Annotated in this window: 19 protein-coding genes; 16 read left to right on the top strand and 3 right to left on the bottom strand. The window is 56.5% G+C overall.

What is annotated here, in order from left to right; genetic code table 11:
* Positions 1-136 precede the first annotated feature (136 nt).
* The 4 genes from FOI68_RS04490 (at position 137) to FOI68_RS04475 (ending at position 3,933) form a co-directional block, all read left to right on the top strand.
* Positions 137-1,063, top strand: coding sequence for an ArsR/SmtB family transcription factor (locus FOI68_RS04490; RefSeq protein ID WP_143862446.1), 927 nt, complete (start codon positions 137-139; stop codon positions 1,061-1,063).
* Positions 1,060-2,307, top strand: coding sequence for an MDR family MFS transporter (locus FOI68_RS04485; protein ID WP_143862445.1), 1,248 nt, complete (start codon positions 1,060-1,062; stop codon positions 2,305-2,307). The genes FOI68_RS04490 and FOI68_RS04485 overlap by 4 nt, the downstream gene beginning before the upstream one ends.
* A 241-nt stretch (positions 2,308-2,548) precedes the next feature.
* Positions 2,549-3,379, top strand: a complete 831-nt coding sequence (locus tag FOI68_RS04480) for an undecaprenyl-diphosphate phosphatase (RefSeq protein ID WP_029097866.1) — start codon at positions 2,549-2,551, stop codon at positions 3,377-3,379.
* 173 nt (positions 3,380-3,552) lie between these two features.
* Complete coding sequence (locus FOI68_RS04475) at positions 3,553-3,933, top strand: DoxX family protein (RefSeq protein WP_143862444.1); 381 nt, start codon at positions 3,553-3,555, stop codon at positions 3,931-3,933.
* Positions 3,934-3,980: 47 nt separating this feature from the next.
* Here FOI68_RS04475 and FOI68_RS04470 read toward each other — a convergent pair whose 3' ends face one another.
* From FOI68_RS04470 to FOI68_RS04460, 3 genes are all read right to left on the bottom strand, one after another.
* On the bottom strand, positions 3,981-4,601 hold the full coding sequence (locus FOI68_RS04470; RefSeq protein WP_143862443.1) for a DUF6143 family protein: 621 nt from the start codon (positions 4,599-4,601) through the stop codon (positions 3,981-3,983).
* 63 nt (positions 4,602-4,664) lie between these two features.
* Complete coding sequence (locus FOI68_RS04465) at positions 4,665-5,510, bottom strand: arylamine N-acetyltransferase (protein ID WP_143862442.1); 846 nt, start codon at positions 5,508-5,510, stop codon at positions 4,665-4,667.
* An 11-nt stretch (positions 5,511-5,521) separates the two neighbouring features.
* The gene (locus FOI68_RS04460) at positions 5,522-5,896 is read right to left on the bottom strand and encodes a DUF423 domain-containing protein (protein ID WP_029097862.1); all 375 of its coding nucleotides are present in this window, start codon (positions 5,894-5,896) and stop codon (positions 5,522-5,524) included.
* A 191-nt stretch (positions 5,897-6,087) separates the two neighbouring features.
* Here FOI68_RS04460 and FOI68_RS04455 point away from each other — a divergent pair, with 191 nt between their 5' ends.
* The 12 genes from FOI68_RS04455 to FOI68_RS04400 all read left to right on the top strand — a co-directional run bounded on the left by FOI68_RS04455 (position 6,088) and on the right by FOI68_RS04400 (position 17,365).
* Positions 6,088-6,270 carry a hypothetical protein gene (locus FOI68_RS04455; protein ID WP_029097861.1) on the top strand — a complete coding sequence of 61 codons (183 nt, stop codon included), beginning with the start codon at positions 6,088-6,090 and terminating at the stop codon, positions 6,268-6,270.
* Between the two features lie 152 nt (positions 6,271-6,422).
* Positions 6,423-7,847, top strand: coding sequence for a SpoVR family protein (locus FOI68_RS04450; RefSeq protein ID WP_143862482.1), 1,425 nt, complete (start codon positions 6,423-6,425; stop codon positions 7,845-7,847).
* 236 nt (positions 7,848-8,083) lie between these two features.
* A complete protein-coding gene (locus FOI68_RS04445; RefSeq protein ID WP_231558799.1) occupies positions 8,084-8,296 on the top strand; it encodes a hypothetical protein in 213 nt (70 codons plus the stop codon).
* Between the two features lie 433 nt (positions 8,297-8,729).
* Positions 8,730-9,755: a cytochrome c oxidase subunit II gene (coxB, locus tag FOI68_RS04440; RefSeq protein WP_083989885.1), complete on the top strand. Its 1,026-nt coding sequence runs from the start codon at positions 8,730-8,732 to the stop codon at positions 9,753-9,755.
* A gap of 31 nt (positions 9,756-9,786) precedes the next feature.
* Positions 9,787-11,757, top strand: a complete 1,971-nt coding sequence (locus FOI68_RS04435) for a cbb3-type cytochrome c oxidase subunit I (protein WP_143862441.1) — start codon at positions 9,787-9,789, stop codon at positions 11,755-11,757.
* On the top strand, positions 11,757-12,359 hold the full coding sequence (gene cyoC, locus FOI68_RS04430; protein WP_035300802.1) for a cytochrome o ubiquinol oxidase subunit III: 603 nt from the start codon (positions 11,757-11,759) through the stop codon (positions 12,357-12,359). Before FOI68_RS04435 ends, cyoC begins: the two co-directional genes overlap by 1 nt.
* A gap of 1 nt (position 12,360) precedes the next feature.
* The gene (cyoD, locus tag FOI68_RS04425; RefSeq protein WP_029097856.1) at positions 12,361-12,684 is read left to right on the top strand and encodes a cytochrome o ubiquinol oxidase subunit IV; all 324 of its coding nucleotides are present in this window, start codon (positions 12,361-12,363) and stop codon (positions 12,682-12,684) included.
* Between the two features lie 251 nt (positions 12,685-12,935).
* The gene (locus tag FOI68_RS04420; RefSeq protein ID WP_029097855.1) at positions 12,936-13,502 is read left to right on the top strand and encodes an FAD-dependent oxidoreductase; all 567 of its coding nucleotides are present in this window, start codon (positions 12,936-12,938) and stop codon (positions 13,500-13,502) included.
* Positions 13,503-13,621: 119 nt separating this feature from the next.
* On the top strand, positions 13,622-15,157 hold the full coding sequence (locus FOI68_RS04415; protein WP_143862440.1) for an MDR family MFS transporter: 1,536 nt from the start codon (positions 13,622-13,624) through the stop codon (positions 15,155-15,157).
* A gap of 286 nt (positions 15,158-15,443) precedes the next feature.
* The gene (locus tag FOI68_RS04410) at positions 15,444-16,004 is read left to right on the top strand and encodes a hypothetical protein (RefSeq protein WP_143862439.1); all 561 of its coding nucleotides are present in this window, start codon (positions 15,444-15,446) and stop codon (positions 16,002-16,004) included.
* A 35-nt stretch (positions 16,005-16,039) separates the two neighbouring features.
* Positions 16,040-16,534, top strand: a complete 495-nt coding sequence (locus FOI68_RS04405) for a chymotrypsin family serine protease (protein WP_143862438.1) — start codon at positions 16,040-16,042, stop codon at positions 16,532-16,534.
* Positions 16,535-16,801: 267 nt separating this feature from the next.
* Entirely contained in the window at positions 16,802-17,365 is a 564-nt protein-coding gene (locus FOI68_RS04400; RefSeq protein WP_143862437.1) for a DUF3221 domain-containing protein, read from the top strand.
* The last annotated feature ends 288 nt before the right edge of the window (positions 17,366-17,653 follow it).

The following is a 17,653-nucleotide window of genomic DNA, read 5'->3' as shown; positions in this document are numbered from 1 at the left end:
GTGCTCCGACAGCACGGCAGCGATGACGGACAGCTTTCGCCGGGAAAAGGCGGGAGCTGTTTTTGCATAGAGGGGATTGACAATTAAAGGAAAGAAAGGTAACGTGATAAAAAACAAACTGTTCGATGGTGATCGAATGACAAAAACATATTCTATAAAAATCGAATATTCGCCTGTGTACGAATGCATCGCCAGCTTCTATGCCTACATCAACCGCAAGGAAGGAAAGAACCTGTATCTGGACAACGACTGGCGGGACGAGACGGCACGTCGGCTGCCGCCGTCGTTTGCCGCCGGGTTGGCCGACGAGCGGTGGGAGGTGCTGCACCGGATCGTGCTGCTGGCTGCCCAGTCTCCCGCGAAAACGTCCGTCGAACAGTTCCTGGACTGGCTCGGGGCAATTCCCGCTGGCGAGATCTACGAGCGGCTCGCTCCCTGGGTCAGCGCCATTCCGCTCAATCTGGGGGAGATTCGCGATCGCAGCCTTTCCCTGCTGTCTCGTTGGCATGAGCACTACTTTGCCGCGCTGGAGCCGCAGATTTTGGACCGGTTGGCTGCAAGTGCCCGCCGCTTTGCGCGCATGGCGGAGCAGATGGAGCCGCCGGAGCTGGTGGAGGAAGCGACCAACGGCATCCGGATTGAACCGACCGACCACCTGCAGCAGGTGGTGCTGGCTCCGCAGTACCACTGTGCGCCGACGACGATTCTCGATTTTTACCGCGGCATCGCCACCTGTCTGTACCCGGTTGCTGACGCGGCCGCGGGACCGGATCCGCTGCGGGAGCTGCTGTCGCTCGCTCAGTGCCTGGCTGACGAGAAACGGCTGCAGATTCTCCGCTGTCTGGCGGAAAAGCCGTGCACGCTGGGGGAACTGCAGCAGCAGGTCTCTCTTGCCAAAAGCACCGTTCACCACCACATCAGCACACTGCGGCGGGCGGGGATGATCCGCGCTCACTTCGCGGACAGCACCACGGCGATCGGTTACAGCCTGCGGGAACGGTTTCTCGACCGGCTGCCCGAGCTGATCATGACATTCTTGTCCAGCGGGGGGAACGGTCGATGAACAAGCTGCAGATTGCCTGGCGGGCGTACCATCCGGTGGTGCATCTGCTGATGGCCGGCACCGTGTTCGTGATGTTGACCCAATCGATGAGCATGCCGTTTCTCGCCATTTACCTCAGCCAGACAACGGCGCTGGGCCCGGCTGAGATTGGGATGATCATCGGGGCGGGCCCGCTGGCCGGTACGGTGGGCGGCTTTCTCGGCGGCGTGCTGTCCGATCGGTTTGGGCGGCGCAGGCTGATGCTTCTTTCCATGCTGCTGCTGGCGCTGGCGTATGCCGGTATTGTCGTCTCGAGCGATCCCCTCATTCTCCTGGCGAACAGCGTGCTGCGGGGATTGGCCGCATCGTTTTACGGAACGATTTCCAAAGCGCTGATGGGCGATCTGACTGCCCCGGAAAAGCGATTCCGTGTGTTTTCCAACCGTTATCTCGCGATCAATCTGGGCTTTTCCGTCGGACCGATGCTGGGGGCGTTTCTCGGGGTGGCCGGCAGCGGGTTCACGTTTGGGCTGACCGCCGGGGCGTACCTGCTGTTTGCCGCCGCTCTGGCCGTCGCCTGCCGCAGGTACGGAGTGGGGGAGGCCGCAGCCGGAGGAGAGGAGGAAAGCGTTCGTTTGTCCAGGATCTGGAGAGTGTTGAGCCGCGATGTGGTGCTGCTGCTGTTCGTCATCGGCGGCGTGCTGCTGGTTACCGTGCACGGGGAGATGTCGGTGACCCTCTCCCAGTATCTACAGGCCCATATCGCTGACGGGGTAGCCCTGTTTGGCGTCATGATGAGCGTCAACGGCATGACCGTCCTCCTGCTGCAGGCGCCGTTGACACGCTGGACGGAGCGGTTTTCGCTGTTCCGCCGGCTGGTGGCGGGCGCTCTCCTGATGGCCGCGGGAGAGGTGGGATTTGCCTTTTCCGCGGAATGGGGCTGGTTTGTTGCGGCAATGATCGTGTTTACACTGGGAGAAATCCTGATCATCCCGGCCGAATACGCCCAGATCGACCAGATCGCACCGCCCCGGATGCGGGGAACGTACTACGGGGCGCAAAGCGTCAGCGAACTGGGCAACTTTCTCGGTCCGTGGGCAGGCGGTCTGATTCTCTCCGCCTACGGCGGGACGGCGATGTTTCTCGTCATGGCCGCGTTGGCCGTGGCCAGCCTCGCCTTTTACGGACTGGGCCGCCGCCTGTATGAAAAGAGGCGCGAGCGTTCGCCCGATCATCCGGTTTCGGCACATTCATCATGCGGTTGACGATATCCCATCCGGCTCATCCCATCCAGCGGTCGCCGGGTGGGTTTTTTGCAGGATGACGGCGGACCCCCATGCCGCCGGCGTCTCGCTGGGACGAACGGAGCAGAAAAAATTTAGGCTTGGGGCGCACGAGAAAGTAAGTTAAAATGAAGGGCGTGGCGCAAGCGTTCATGCGCGAGACAAGAGAGGAGGAAAACGGCGGCATCGCCAAGCTGCCTCTTTTTCCAGAAAGGTGAGTACAATGGATCTGTGGTCAATGTTCGTAGCATTCGTATTAGGGCTTGTGGAAGGACTTACGGAATTCGCGCCCGTTTCCTCGACCGGGCACATGATTATCGTTGACGATATGTGGCTGAAATCCAAGGAGATGTTTTCGCCCGAGGTGGCCAACACCTTCAAGGTGGTTATTCAGCTCGGATCGATCCTGGCCGTGGTGATCGTCTTTAAAGAGCGCTTTTTCGATCTGCTCGGGCTGCGGAAGCGCACGGCAGGCGGACAAGCCCCCGGTCCCAAACTGAAACTGGCCCAGGTGATTGTCGGGCTGCTGCCGGCTGCCGTATTGGGGTTCCTGTTCGAGGACTACATCGACAAATACCTGTTTTCGGTGAACACCGTGCTGATCGGGTTGGTGGCGGGCGCTTTCCTGATGCTGGCCGCTGATTGGTTCCGCCCGGGCAGGCCGAAAGTGGAGACGGTTGACCAGCTTACGTACAAGCAGGCCTTCTTTATCGGCTTGTTTCAGTGCATCGCGCTGTGGCCGGGCTTCTCCCGTTCCGGTTCGACGATTTCGGGCGGGGTGCTGCTGGGATTGAGCCACCGCGCCGCGTCCGATTTTACCTTTATCATGGCCGTCCCCGTCATGCTGGGGGCAAGCTGCCTTTCGCTCATGAAGCACTGGCAGTCCATCACCCTCGATGTCCTGCCGTTTTTTGCGGTCGGCTTTATCAGCGCGTTCGTCTTTGCGCTGCTCTTCATCCGCTTCTTTTTGAAGCTGATCGACCGGATTAAACTGGTTCCGTTTGCCCTCTACCGCATCGTGCTGGCGGCGGTGCTTTACATGGCCCTGATGTAAGAAAAAACCGGCCCCGGAGGTTCGCGTCGAAAACGCCCGGGGCCGCCGCCGGACAAAAGCAAAAGCAGTCGGAAACGATGGGGCGTTCCGACTGCTTTTTTGTTGGCTGAGAAGGAAATCATGCGGCTGTTTGTCCGGGCGTCGGCATATGCTGGTGGTGAGGAGGGAGTCGGATGCGGGAGAAAACGGCTTTCGCCGTGCTGCGGATGGTGACGGGCATGATTTTTTTCGCCCACGGCCTGCACAAGCTGCAAAAAGGAATGGGAGCGGTGGCGGAGTGGTTCGGGAGCGTCGGCCTCCCGACGTGGTTGGCCTATCTGGTGATGCTGGCGGAAGTGCTGGCCGGGATGGCGCTGCTGATCGGGGTGGCGGTACGGCCTGCGTCGCTGCTCCTGGCCGTGATCATGGCAGGCGCCATCGTCACCGTCAAATGGCCAAACGGCCTGATAGGCGCGGGCGGCGCAAGCGGGTACGAACTGGATCTGGTGCTGCTGGCGGTGACCCTGTATCTGGCCGTAAAGAGGGGAGAGGTTGGCGGCAGGAAGGTCCGCTAAGCTCCGACCAACCCAAAAAACCGCTGGGGCAGCGGTTTTTTTTTCGTTCATCCGTATACCGGCTGCTCCCACCAGCCGAAAGAGACGGTCAGTTCCGAGGACGGGACTTCGGCGGGGATGTGGAACAGCAGGGCCGTTCCGGGGCCGAGGATCCAGTGGCCGCTCTTTTCGGCGGCGGTGGTGCTGCTCGGCGGGAGGATCCGGGTGGAGGCGATGACCCCGTCCCGGGGCATCTCGGCCGTGGCGGATGCGTACAAGATTTGCCCTTTCGGGTCGGGGCAGGGGGGCAGTTGGATGCTGCCCGGGGTTACCTGCCGGGAAGCGGTCGCCGTGCCGAGCTGGTTGGCCTTGCCGAGCCAGATGTGCACTTCCACGGGATGGTCGGCCCGGTTGGTGAGAAACCAATCGTTTACGTACACCTGGACCCCGGAACGGTAGGGATTGACCAGTGCCCCCCAGGCCTGGACGCCGCTGCCCGCGGTCAGCTTTTCCGTTTGCCCCAGGTAGTATTTGCCCTGCATCGCCATCGCCGTCGCCAGCGGAATGTCGACGTGCATGTCCGGCTGCTCTCCGGCGGTGTGGCGGGAATACGGAACGTATCCCATCTGCAGGAACATGTCCGGGATGCCGTAGTAGTACGACGGCTGCGCATATGGGGGATTTGCCATGCGCTCAGCTCCTTTGGAATGGAGTAGACGCTTTAGCATATGGCAGCAGCCCGCGAGACGTGTTTACGTTTCCGGGGCAAACGGATCGATGCCCCGCGCCCGCAGCGCCTCCACCGCCTCCCTGACCGGCAAGCGGGGCAGGCGGAACTCGTCCGCCACCGCCTCTTCCAGCTCCCGGACGGAACCGAGCGTCACCCGGCGTTCGCTGCCGTCGGCGTGCGTGATCAGCAGGGTGTTGTTTTTCAGGGAGACGCTGCGTTCGTTGTCCCATTGATACACATGGATGCGCAGGCAGTTGAGAAAGGTGGCGCCGGGGAGGAACGAGCGGGCGATCGCGTCGGCGAAATCGTCCGGTTCCCGCCGCTCCTCCGGGTCAAAGTGCCAGTGATCGCTCACCAGCTTCTCCCGCCGGTAACGCAGGTATCGGTAACGACCCGGCCGCTCCGCATCCGGCGCGATCCGCACTGCTTCCGTGCCGAACCGGGTGCAGTTGTCGGGATCGCGGCGAAAGCGGACCGGCTGATACAGGGGGGCGGCGGAGCCGAGATCGACGTAGACCGGCTCTCCGCCCCATTCCGGCAGCCGGACGATGACCGCCGTATGGGCGTCCCCCACCGGCACGAGATGGGCGGAAAAGTCCAGCGCGCGCAGCAGCGCGAGGAGATTGGCGTGGATGGAGTAGCAGGTGCCGCCGAACCCGCAGCGGGCGGCGTCGGCGACAAACTGTTCGGGCGAGGGGAGGCCGCTGTGCCCCGGATGCCGGGCCTGCAGCAGTTTGCCGACGTTTTCAAACGGAAACGCCTGCAGATGGGCGCGGCACAGCTCGCTGAGATAGGCGTAACCGGCCGGGCGCGGTTCCAGTCCCAGCCGGTGGAGATAGGCATATGCCCAAGCGGGTAACCGCGACATGGGAAACCTCCTCAGGAGACGGATTTCCAGGCGTGCACGGCGAGAAGCGCCCAGCCGGCCAGGAACAGGAGGCCGCCAAACGGGGTAATCGCCCCGAGCGCTTTGATGTTGGTGAAGCTGAGGGCGTACAGGCTGCCGGAAAAGAGCAGGGTGCCGACAGCGAAGCACCAGCCCGCCCAGGTCAGGGCAGACGAATCGGGGAACCATTTGCATAACAGGGCGACCAGCACCAGCGCCAGCGCATGCGTCGTCTGGTAGGTAACCCCGGTGTGGAAGACGCCGAGCAGGTAGTCGTTCAGCCTGCCTTTCAGCACATGGGAACCAAACGCGCCCAGGGCGACGGAGAGAAAGCCGCTGATACTGCCGAGCAGAAGAAAGATACGCACGAAACATTCGCTCCTTTGTGTGACAATATGCATACACAGCGTTATTGTACCGCAACCGGTGCGTCCATGCCCAATTGCAATTTGTTGAACGCGCTTTCTGGCCTCCTGTCCAGACCGCGTGACAACCTCCGGCATAGTATACAGTACGTGGCGGCAGCGCTTGCATGCCGCCGCCGCAGGAGGTGAACAGCATGGGCAAATGGACGGCGCTTGTGGGCGGCCTCGTAGGCGGTTGGTCCTTTTTGAAAATCCCGCTGGAAGGCTCGTTCCTCTCCGCAATCGATCCTGTCGTCGACGGCATAGGCATCGTGGCGACAGTGGTGTTCTCGGGCGCACTCATCTATTTTGGCGTACGCGACTGGCTCCAGAAGTAACAACCGGATCTGTGCCGACAGAGGCAAAGGCGTCCCTGCAGAAAGGGACGTCTTTGTTTTGGTCCGGATTCACTTCGTCGTTTTGTCGGGTGCTCTCATGCCGGATGCCCCCATATACATAGAGGAGGGAGAAGAAAATGGGGGGAAGCGACATGACCAACGACGAACGCAAGGAACTGGAGCGCTCGATTGAAGAAATCACGGAAATCGCCAAAGGCTTCGGCCTTGACTTTTACCCGATGCGCTACGAGATTTGCCCGGCGGACATCATCTACACGTTTGGCGCGTACGGCATGCCGACGCGCTTCTCGCACTGGAGCTTTGGAAAGTCCTTTTACAGGATGAAGCTGCAGTACGACCTCAATCTGAGCAAAATCTACGAGCTGGTGATCAACTCCAACCCGTGCTACGCCTTTCTGTTGGACGGCAACACGCTGATCCAGAACAAGCTGATCGTCGCCCACGTCTTGGCCCACTGCGACTTTTTCAAAAACAACGTGCGGTTCTCCAACACCAACCGCGACATGGTGGAGAGCATGGCGGCCAGCTCGGAGCGCATCCGGCAGTACGAGATCGAGCACGGCAAGGAGGCAGTGGAGTCGTTTTTGGACGCCTGCCTGTCCATTCAGGAGCACATCGATCCCAGTCTGCTGCGGCCGAAACTGCGCTGGAAGCGGGAGGTGGAGGAGACGACCGGCAAACCGGGCAAAACGGAGCGGACAACGCCGTACGACGATCTGTGGCGGCTGGAACGCACAGAAGAAAAGCCAGCCGATCCGGGCAAGCCGATCCGCAAGTTCCCGCCCGAACCGGAGAAAGACCTGCTGTTGTTCATCATGGAGTACAGCACCATTCTGGAGGACTGGCAGCGGGACGTCATGACGATCATCCGCGACGAGATGCTCTATTTCTGGCCGCAGTTGGAGACGAAGATCATGAACGAAGGCTGGGCCACCTACTGGCACATGCGCATCCTGCGGGAACTGGACCTGACGGAAGCGGAGACGATCGACTTTGCCAAGCTGCACGCCTCGGTGATCCAGCCGTCGCCGACCAGCATCAACCCGTACCATCTCGGGCTGAAAATCTTTGAGGATATCGAGGCGCGCTGGGACAATCCGACCAAGGAAGAGCAGGAGCGTTTCGGCCGCACGCCGGGCCAGGGGCGGGCGAAGATTTTCGAGGTGCGCGAGATGGAGTCGGACATCAGCTTTCTGCGCAATTATTTGACCAAGGAACTGGTCGACAAGCTGGATTTGTACCTGTTCGGCAAGCAGGGCAGCGACTGGGTGGTGACGGAAAAATCCTGGGAGCAGGTGCGGGACGGCCTGGCCGCGACGCGCGTCAACGGCGGCTTCCCGTACGTCATGGTCCACGACGGCGACTACCTGCGGGCAGGCGAGCTGTACCTGAAGCACTACTACGAAGGACTGGAGCTGGACGTCAAGTACGTGGAAAAGACGCTCCCGTACGTGTACCAGCTCTGGGGCAAAAACGTCCACCTGGAGACGGTGATCGAGGAGCGGGCGGTGCAGTTTACCTACGACGGGAAAAAGGTGCATCGGAGGTTTTTGTAAGGGAAACGTGATTGGATGGCAGAAGCTGTTCCTTTGAAGAAGAGGAACAGCTTTTTTTTGCATGGATCCTGGCCTGAGAATAAACCCAGCGCGCCCGCAGAACTGGAAAGCGCCCCCATCCTACCGGAAAAAACGACAATTTTTTGAGAAAAAATTGAACAAAACGTGAACAAAATGTGAAAAATGTGTTACAATAGAGCCATGAACCAATCGATAACGGACAGGGGTTGGGTGCCATGAACCAAATGAACAATGGTATCAAAGCAGCGGCAACCTTGAAATGGCTTGCGTGGGCGGCAACGATCATCGGTGCTGTTCTGCTGGTGATCAATGTAAGCGATTTCCGCGCGGAGAATTTTGGACTGATGGCGGCGATTGGATTTTTGATCGGAGGCATGAACATCTTTTTGCTGAGCACGGTGTTCCGGCTGCTTCACACCGAATCGTAGGACAGATGGCGACATTCCATGATCAGACACATAATAAGATGAAGAAACTGGGTGGATGACCTCTCAAGACGAGCGATCTTGAGAGGTCTTTTTTTTTGTGTGCATGCGGCCTGACCGCGCCGTTTCGCGCGCGACGCGCCGGGGCTTCCCCGCCGATGGCTGCCGGGAGAGAGGGCAGGCAGTCTGCTTGAAAAAACCACCTGTATTGGCTGCTAATTAGAAAAACAGGGGATCGGTAACAAAGTTTTGATCAAATCGTGAAGTATTAGTGAACACTTTGTCACGAAAAAAGGGCAAATTCTTGAACGGTGTGTAAACAAAGGTACAAAACAAATGCGCTTTTGATACGATATGAGAGCAAAAAACATGTTTACTAAGACTGAATGTGAACGGTTGTTTCCTTTCTGTTGGAACGGAGGAGGGGTAGGAAGAAATGGGAGCTAGAAAGTGGCTCGGACGGGTCCAGTTTTGGATCATGGCGGTATTGGCCAGCGTCCTGTTGAGCGGATGCGGGAGCGAATACATGGTTCTCAATCCGAAGGGGCCCGTTGCTGAAACGCAGTACAATCTGATCATTATCTCCGTGATTTTGGTCTCGATCGTGATCCTGCCGGTGTTGGCGATTACGTTCTACATCGTGTGGCGCTATCGGGACAAACCGGGGAACAAGGCGCCGTACCAACCGGAATGGGCGCACAACACCACCCTGGAGGTCATCTGGTGGGGGATTCCCGTCGTCATTATTGCCATTCTTGGCTATTTTACGGTGCGCGACACCTACGCGCTGGTCGAGCCTCCCAATAAAGAAGTGAAGCCGATCACGGTACAGGTGACGTCGCTCGATTGGAAATGGATGTTTACTTATCCTGAACAAAACATCGCAACAGTCAACTATGTGCATATTCCGGTGGGCGTTCCCGTTCAATTTGAGCTGACCGCCGAGGCGCCGATGAACTCGTTCTGGGTACCGCAGTTGGCCGGCCAGACCTATACGATGCCGGGCATGGCGATGGGATTGTGGCTGCAGGCGGATGAGCCGGGCGAGTACTTCGGTACAGGGGCCAACTTTACGGGGAAAGGCTTCGCCCACATGCAGTTCAAGGTGATTGCCGAACCGCAGGAGGAGTTTGACAAGTGGGTGCAGCAGGTGAAAAACACTGCGCCGGGCATGACCAGACAGGACTACGAAAACCTGGTGAAGCCGGGTCTGTCCGACCGCTTGACGTATTCGTCCTTCCCGCCGGGGCTGTTTGAGGAAATCGTGAAGAAATACGGCCATGCGCACGGCAATCATCCGGGCGGCATGAACCACTACAAGAACAATCTGAAAAACAACGACGACCAACACGACGAAGGACATCAAGGCGGTGGACAGCAGGATGCCGGACAGCACGGCAGCCACGGCGGAAATGACGCCCAAGCTTCTCACCAGCACGACATGTCCGGAACGAACCATTAACGCATAAACGGAAAGGGAGGAGGATCACCGTATGTGGGAGGACATCAAGTCTTTTGCATCCACGTTTTTTGTCACCGGTGACCCGTTGATTTACGGGGCGGATGTGGCTATTGTGCTGACCACCCTGGCCATCGTGTTTGTCCTGACCAAGTACAAAAAATGGGGCTGGCTGTGGCGCGAATGGCTGACGACCGTCGACCACAAGAAGATCGGGATCATGTACCTGATCTGCTCGCTCTTGATGCTGTTCCGCGGCGGCGTGGACGCGCTGCTGATGCGTCTGCAGCTGGCGCTGCCCAATGTGGAGTTTCTGCACTCCGAGCACTACAACGCGATCTTTACGACACACGGCACGATCATGATTCTGTTCATGGCGATGCCGATGATGTTCGCGCTGTTCAACATCGTCGTGCCGCTGCAGATCGGCGCGCGCGACGTCGCGTATCCGTTTTTGAACGCACTCAGCTTCTGGCTGTTCTTCTTTGGTGCGATGCTGTTCAACCTGTCCTTTGTGATCGGGGGTTCCGCGGAGTCCGGCTGGCTCGCGTATCCGCCGCTGTCGGAAAAAATGTTCAGTCCGGGCGTCGGACAGGACTTCTACATCTGGGGGATTCAGATCTCCGGTATCGGTAGTTTGGCCACCGGGATCAACTTCCTGGTGACCATCCTGAAAATGCGTGCACCGGGCATGTCGCTGATGAAGATGCCGCTGTTCTCCTGGTCGGTTCTGTCCAGCTGCATCACGATCATCTACGCGTTCCCGATCCTGACCGTGACGCTGGCGCTGCTCTTCATCGACCGTTACCTCGGCGCCCATATCTTTACGATGGACGGCGGCGGGAACCCGATGATGTACGTCAACCTGATCTGGATGTGGGGCCACCCGGAAGTGTATATCGTGGTGCTGCCGGCCTTCGGTATCTTCTCTGAGATCGTGGCTACGTTCTCCAAGAAACAGATTTTCGGTTACAAGTCGATGGTCTTTGCGATGATCATCATCAGTGTGCTGTCCTTCTATACCTGGGCGCACCACTTCTTCACCATGGGCGCGGGGGCGGACGTCAACTCGTTCTTCGCGATCAGTACGATGGCCATCGCCATTCCGACCGGGGTGAAGGTGTTCAACTGGCTGTTCACGATGTTCCGCGGACGGATTCAGTTGAAACAGCCGATGCTTTGGACGATCGCGTTCATTCCGTGCTTCGTGATCGGGGGGGCGACCGGCGTGATGCTGGCTGTCGCTCCGGCGGACTACCAGTACCACAACAGCTACTTCCTGATCGCGCACTTCCACCAAGTGCTGATCGGCGGGGTCGTATTCGGATACCTCGCAGGGATTTACTACTGGTGGCCGAAAATGTTCGGCTTCAAGCTGGATGAGCGCCTGGGCAAATGGGGCTTCTGGCTCTGGAACATCGGCTTCTACGTCTGCTTCATGCCGCAGTACGCGCTCGGCTTCATGGGCATGACCCGACGCCTCTACACGTACGGATGGGACCTGGGCTGGGCACCGCTCAACCTGGTTTCCACTGTCGGCGCGTTCATGATGGGGCTCGGCTTCGTCTTCCAGGTATGGCAGATCGCCTACAGCATCAAACACGGCGAGCGCGACACCACGGGCGACCCGTGGAACGGACGCACGCTGGAGTGGTCGATTCCGTCTCCGGCTCCGGTGTACAACTTCGCCGTCATTCCGCAGGTAAAAGAGGCGGACGACTGGTGGGCGACCAAGCAGGCGAGGGCAAACGGCACGGCAAACGAAGCGCCGGCCAAGCTGGAGCCGATTCACATGCCGAAAAACTCGGGCATTCCGTTTATCATGTCTTTCTTCTGGTTCATTGCCGGATTTGGGTTCGTGTGGGGCTGGACCTGGTGGATCGTGATCGGTCTGGCAGGCGTCGGCATCTCGATGCTGGTGCGTTCGTTCCAGTATGACACGGACTACTACATCCCTGTGGACGAAGTGAGACGGACGGAGGCCTCTCTGGGGAGGGCTGTATAATGCAACAAGCGATGGCACATCATGACCACGATCACGGACACGAGGACCACGAATCTCTCAAGGTCCTCGGGTTCTGGATCTTCCTGGTTACGGACTGCATTCTGTTCGGCACGCTGTTTGCCACCTATGCCGTATTGATGCACAGCTACGCGGGAGGGCCGACCGGTAAAGAGATGTTCCAACTGCCGGGCGTGATCGCCTCCACGTTCATCCTGCTGACCAGCAGCTTCACCAGCGGGTTGGCGATGCTGGCCATGCACAAGGGAAAAGTGAAACAGGTGATCGGCTGGCTGGCGATAACCGCCGTCCTGGGTCTGGCGTTTGTCGTGCTGGAAGTGACCGAGTTTTCCCATCTGGTCGCGGAAGGCGCCGCCATTTACACCAGCGCGTACTGGTCCGCGTTCTACGTGCTGGTGGGAACGCACGGTCTGCACGTGACGCTCGGCCTGTTCTGGATGGCCGCGCTGATGATCCAGTTGGGCAAACACGGCATCACGGCGGTCACCAAGCGCAAAATCACCAATCTGGGCCTGTACTGGCACTTCCTCGACGTCGTCTGGATCTTCCTCTTCACGGTCGTCTATCTCATGGGGGTGATGTAAGATGATGCAACACGACAGTCATGGTCACGGGGAGGGGCACGGCTCCCTCAAGTCGTACGTCATCGGGTTTGTCCTGTCGATCGTGCTGACCATCATCCCGCTGGTGCTGGTCATGAACAAGGTGCTGAGCGGCACCGCGCTGGTTGTCGCGATCATGGCGATGGCCGTTCTGCAGTTGTTCGTGCAGTTGTTCTTCTTCATGCACATCCGCGAAGGGGAGAAACCCCGCTACAATGTGCAGGCGCTGATCCTGGGCGCGGTTATCCTTTTGACGATCGTCGCCGGCTCCATTTGGGTCATGAGCTTCAACTCCATGGTGCAGTAAGGCGTACAGACAAAGCAAAGCAAGGCAAAACCTCTTGGGCCAATCGGGCTCAAGAGGTTTTTTTGTACGGGCGGCCGGAACAGCGCCCCCTCACAGCCGGACAGTACCGGCAGCGGAAGGCAGGCCGTGCATGGAAGCACGGGGAGTGTAGGGGGATGGTGCCGCCAATGTGCCCCGGTGGTTTTTCTTTTTTCAAAACTTAGTTTATAATTAAGTTGACAATCATAAAAACTGGAAAGGGGCTTGTCTGAATGTACGAGATCGCGATTATTGGTGCAGGACCGGCAGGGGCCAGCGCGGCGCTGTTTACGGCGAAGGCGGGCAAAAAAACGCTGCTGATCGACAATGACAAGAGCATCACCAAACGGGCCTGGGTGGAAAATCACTACGGCGTGATGGAGATCACCGGCCCTGACCTGGTGGAGACAGGGAAAAAGCAGGCGGAAAAATTTGGCGCCGAGCTGGTGGCCGGCCAGGTGACCAACATCGTCAAAACGGAGCAGGGCTTTACCGTGGAGACGGACGGCGCAGGCACGTTTGAAGCCAGACACGTGATTCTCGCTACCGGCGTCTTGGTCGATCTGGCGGAAAAGATCGGCGTGGCGACCAAGCCCGGCACCGAGCCGCGGATCAAGACGGTGATCGACGTCGACCGGGACGGCAAAACCAGTGTGGAAGGCATCTGGGCGGCCGGAACGTGCGCCGGCGTCAGCGTTCATACGATCATCACCGCCGGCGACGGGGCCAGGGTGGCGATCAACGTCATCAGCGAGCTGAACGGCGAGCGCTACGTCGACCACGACGTGCTGAAAAGCTGAAACAGGATGAAATTCTCGTGCCCTTCTCTCCGTATAGTTGGGAGGGAAGGGTTTTTTCTTTGCAGCCCGAATTGGCTATAATCATGTTCATAGTGAAAACGAACGAGGAGGAGATCGGCGTGATCGCCAAGGAAAGTAACGTGAATGTTGTGGTGGCCGGGCTCCTGCTCGGTCTCTTGATGGCGTCCATGGACAACACCATCGTCGCCACTGCGATGGGAACGATCGTCGGCCAGTTGGGCGGTCTGGACAAGTTTGTCTGGGTCACCTCGGCGTACATGGTGGCCACGATGGCGGGGATGCCGATCTTCGGCAAACTGTCCGACATGTACGGCCGCAAACGCTTTTACGTGTTCGGGCTGGTACTGTTTTTGCTCGGGTCCATCCTCTGCGGGACGGCCGGCAGCATCGTCGAGCTGAGCATCTATCGGGCCATCCAGGGGATTGGCGGCGGGGCGCTGATGCCGATTGCCTTCACGATCATTTTTGACGTCTTTCCGCCGGAGAAGCGGGGGAAAATGACCGGCCTGTTCGGGGCGGTGTTCGGCACGTCCAGCGTCGTCGGCCCCCTGCTCGGCGCCTACATCACCGAGTACTTCGGCTGGCACTGGGTCTTTTACATCAACGTGCCGATCGGCCTCCTGTCGCTCTGGTTCATCTCCGCGTACTACAAGGAGTCGCTGGAGCACCGCAAGCAGAGCATTGACTGGTGGGGCGCGATCACGCTGGTAGGGGCCGTGGTCAGCCTGATGTTCGCACTGGAGCTGGGCGGCAATCAGTTCGCCTGGGACTCCGCGGTGATTCTCGGCCTGTTTGCTGCCTTTGCCGCGCTGTTTGCCGTGTTTTTGTACGTGGAAAAACGGGCGGCCGAGCCGATCATTTCGTTTTCCATGTTTAAGCAGCGGCTGTTTGCCGCGAGCAATGTGGTGTCCCTCCTGTACGGGGCGTCCTTCATCATCACGACCGTCTACATCCCGATTTTTATCCAGGGGGTGTTTGGCGGCTCGGCGTCCAACTCGGGTCTTCTGCTCACCCCGATGATGCTTGGGTCGGTTCTCGGCAGCCAAACGGGCGGGATGCTGACGACGAAGACCAGCTTCCGCAACATCATGCTGCTGTCCGCCGCCTTTTTCCTGCCCGGCATGTTTTTGTTGGGGACGCTGACGCCCGAGGTCTCGCGCGGTCTGGTGACCGTCTACATGGTCCTCACCGGGTTTGGCGTCGGCTTTTCCTTCTCGGTGCTGGGCATGGCCGCGATCCACAACTTCGACATGCGTCAGCGCGGCTCAGCCAGTTCGACCAACTCGTTTTTCCGCTCGCTGGGCATGACGCTGGGTGTGAGCGTGTTTGGGATCGTGCAGCGCAACCTGTTCCAGAGCGGCATGGAAGAGGTATTTGCCGGCGGAAGCGGCATTCCGGCAGGGGGGCTGGTTGACCCGCAGGCGGTGCTGACTCCGGAAACCCGGGCGTCCATTCCGGCACCTGTCCTGGAGCAGATAACCGAGGTTCTCTCCTCGTCGATTGCGCAGACGTTCATGTGGGCGCTGATTCCGGCCTGTCTGGCGGTCGTGGGAATCCTCCTGATGGGCGGCGAACGGGTGAAAATTCCCGCTGCACAGGTGCGTCCAAAAACAGCGGAGCGGGAACGGGTGTAGCTGAAAGCGGCGGTCATACGCGTGGGGCTGATCATTCATCGGTCTGCTGACGGACGGGAAGAAGCCCCCTGACATGCGGCAGTTGATGCCGCCGATTTAGGGTGAAGTCTTTTTTCTTTACTAACGGTTGATGCTAAAGGACTCGGAAAACCGCAAAAAGCTCAATTTCTAAAAAGTCCGATAGAGGGAGATCAAGCATGTATTACGGAGAAGAGATCAAAAAAATATTGACATTTATTCCATTATATTTAAAATTATAGTAAATCTCTGGTAAAAGAGTGGTATTATGCCAAAGTTAGGGACTGTAATTCGCACTATCTTACTGACTTCATTGGCGACAATGCTTGTTTTACAGCCTAACGCGTTAATTGCCGCAAAAACAAATGCTAAATCGGTAGACATTTTGGAAAAAAGTCAGCGTTTCAGAGAAGAAATGGGACTTGATGGGGACAGCAAGACACTTCAATCACTTTTAAATGAAGAAAGAAAATTGTCGAAATATGGTGTACTGTTAACCGAAAATGAGGAAAAAGAACTTGATGCTCGATTTAAAAAGCAAAAAGATAGAATTCCAAAAATAAGGGAATATATTAACAAAAATCTAAAAAATGAATTTGCCGGATTATATATTGATCAGAGCCAAGGAGGAGTTGTTAAAGTAGGTTTTAAAAAGTCTGAAAAGGAGAAAGTTGAAAAACTTGTTGATGAATTAAAAGAGTTATACGATGAAGATATGATCGAGGTATATTATGCCGAACATACGAATGAAGAGTTGAACGACTTGGCTGATAAAATATCTGAGGATAGAATTACATTAAAAAAGAGGGGATTGAACTATCATCAGTAAGCGTTAATTTACCGAATCAACAGATTGATATTGGCGTGACGAAACTTAATTCGAAAGTAACGAAAAAACTTGAGGACAAGTATGGAAAAAATATCTTGCATATTTTCGAAGAAGAGATACACAAAGCAGAGGCTGATCCGGATGATTATTATAGACCAATTGAAGCTGGCCTAGAAATTGAGGGTAATATTAGGGCTTGTACTGCAGCCTTCTCTGCGCAAAGTGAGTCTGACCCAGATGATTTTTACGTTATTACCGCTGGACATTGCATTGATAATATCGGGGAAGACTGGGAACAGGGTAATTCAAAATTCGGGGATGTCACTGACTATCAATTTGGTGGGAGTATTGATGTAGGACTGATTGAACTTGATGAAGGTTCAGATGACGCGACCTACTATTTGTTTGGCAATGGCAAGCATAAATTAGAGTCAATTGACGATATTCAATCCTTCAGTGAAGAAGAAGTTGGAGATCCCGTTTGTATTTCTGGTGCGGCTACAGGGAGCGTAACTTGTGGAACCATTTAGTCAACCAACTGGAAGGGATATATTAGGCATCCAGATGGTTCCACGGAATATTTTACAAATATGCGGCAAGCATCGTATAGCAGCAGATCTGGAGATAGCGGAGCGCCAGTATTCATTGGGGGAACTGCTGTAGGTGTTCATAGTGCTTCAGGTGGAATATATACTCATATTAGATATATTATAAACGAATTTGATGTAGATTTATTATTAGGGAATTAAAAAGGGGGATAACTTCCCCTTTTCACCTTTTAAAGGGGGGCGAACCCATTGAGTTGGAGTAAGGCTTCACTTGTACTATCATTTTTGTCAATAATCTTAGGCTGCTCTCCTTCATCTTCCGGAGAAGAGAGAAAGGGAATCAGTGGATTTGTCGTTGAAATAAGACCGGATACACAACAAGTGTTGGTGGCAGAAAATGATAATACCGCTTCCGACAATCGTTATGACGCGGTAATATATAGTGTAGACAATCATACAAGCATATTTGACAGGAAAGGAAATGCACTAATTTTTTCAGACATCACTCTGGGGCAAGAAGTTGATGTATGGGCAAATACCCCTGACGCCGAATCATATCCCGCCAGTGCTGGAGCGAGCAAGATTATAGTGAGAGAAGATCTATCGTTCCCTACTTCAAAAATCACCAGATCACAAGCCATACATTTAGCTTTGGAGGAATTTTCGAAAAACAAAACAAAGGGGGAAATTGTTAAAAACACAACATTTGTGGAAAATACTTGGGTTATTTCGATCATGAATTATAAGGGCGATGTAAATCAGGAAATCATCATTGACGCCAACACGGGTCAAGTTAAGGAAACAAGGGGTTGACTTTCCGTGCAGAGTATTGCCAATACAGCATGACCCGAACCCGTTGAAATACCGGCTCAGGTAGGGTTCATATTGCAACAAGGCGTCCCGATCAATGTGTAGCCAGCGAGTGGCTCCTTTCATTCCAAGGGTTCAGAACAATATAGCTTCGCGATAGCGTCCCCTGGTTCCCCTCTCGACGCTCTCGCCCAGGATCTCCGTCTACCCCGCCTACTACCATCAAGGCTAGTAGGGTGCCCTGCCGGAAGCGTATCTGCGCTAAGAGACGGCACTGCGGCTGGCCCTAGC

This window comes from Brevibacillus sp. LEMMJ03, from assembly GCF_007197875.1.
In the GTDB taxonomy this organism is placed as follows: domain Bacteria; phylum Bacillota; class Bacilli; order Brevibacillales; family Brevibacillaceae; genus Brevibacillus; species Brevibacillus thermoruber.
The sequence above is the reverse complement of the archived record's forward strand: the minus strand, read 5'-3'. Positions and strand labels throughout refer to the sequence as shown.

Bases quoted from the DNA above. Each gene is read 5' to 3' on its own strand.
- FOI68_RS04485 (WP_143862445.1), top strand. From the start codon at position 1,060: ATGAACAAGCTGCAGATTGCCTGGCGGGCGTACCATCCGGTGGTGCAT.
- cyoC (WP_035300802.1), top strand. From the start codon at position 11,757: ATGCAACAAGCGATGGCACATCATGACCACGATCACGGACACGAGGAC.
- FOI68_RS04470 (WP_143862443.1), bottom strand. From the start codon at position 4,601: ATGGCAAATCCCCCATATGCGCAGCCGTCGTACTACTACGGCATCCCG.
- cyoD (WP_029097856.1), top strand. From the start codon at position 12,361: ATGATGCAACACGACAGTCATGGTCACGGGGAGGGGCACGGCTCCCTC.
- FOI68_RS04475 (WP_143862444.1), top strand. From the start codon at position 3,553: ATGCGGGAGAAAACGGCTTTCGCCGTGCTGCGGATGGTGACGGGCATG.
- FOI68_RS04480 (WP_029097866.1), top strand. From the start codon at position 2,549: ATGGATCTGTGGTCAATGTTCGTAGCATTCGTATTAGGGCTTGTGGAA.
- FOI68_RS04455 (WP_029097861.1), top strand. From the start codon at position 6,088: ATGGGCAAATGGACGGCGCTTGTGGGCGGCCTCGTAGGCGGTTGGTCC.
- FOI68_RS04445 (WP_231558799.1), top strand. From the start codon at position 8,084: ATGAACCAAATGAACAATGGTATCAAAGCAGCGGCAACCTTGAAATGG.
- FOI68_RS04410 (WP_143862439.1), top strand. From the start codon at position 15,444: ATGCCAAAGTTAGGGACTGTAATTCGCACTATCTTACTGACTTCATTG.
- FOI68_RS04490 (WP_143862446.1), top strand. From the start codon at position 137: ATGACAAAAACATATTCTATAAAAATCGAATATTCGCCTGTGTACGAA.
- coxB (WP_083989885.1), top strand. From the start codon at position 8,730: ATGGGAGCTAGAAAGTGGCTCGGACGGGTCCAGTTTTGGATCATGGCG.
- FOI68_RS04465 (WP_143862442.1), bottom strand. From the start codon at position 5,510: ATGTCGCGGTTACCCGCTTGGGCATATGCCTATCTCCACCGGCTGGGA.
- FOI68_RS04450 (WP_143862482.1), top strand. From the start codon at position 6,423: ATGACCAACGACGAACGCAAGGAACTGGAGCGCTCGATTGAAGAAATC.
- FOI68_RS04420 (WP_029097855.1), top strand. From the start codon at position 12,936: ATGTACGAGATCGCGATTATTGGTGCAGGACCGGCAGGGGCCAGCGCG.
- FOI68_RS04435 (WP_143862441.1), top strand. From the start codon at position 9,787: ATGTGGGAGGACATCAAGTCTTTTGCATCCACGTTTTTTGTCACCGGT.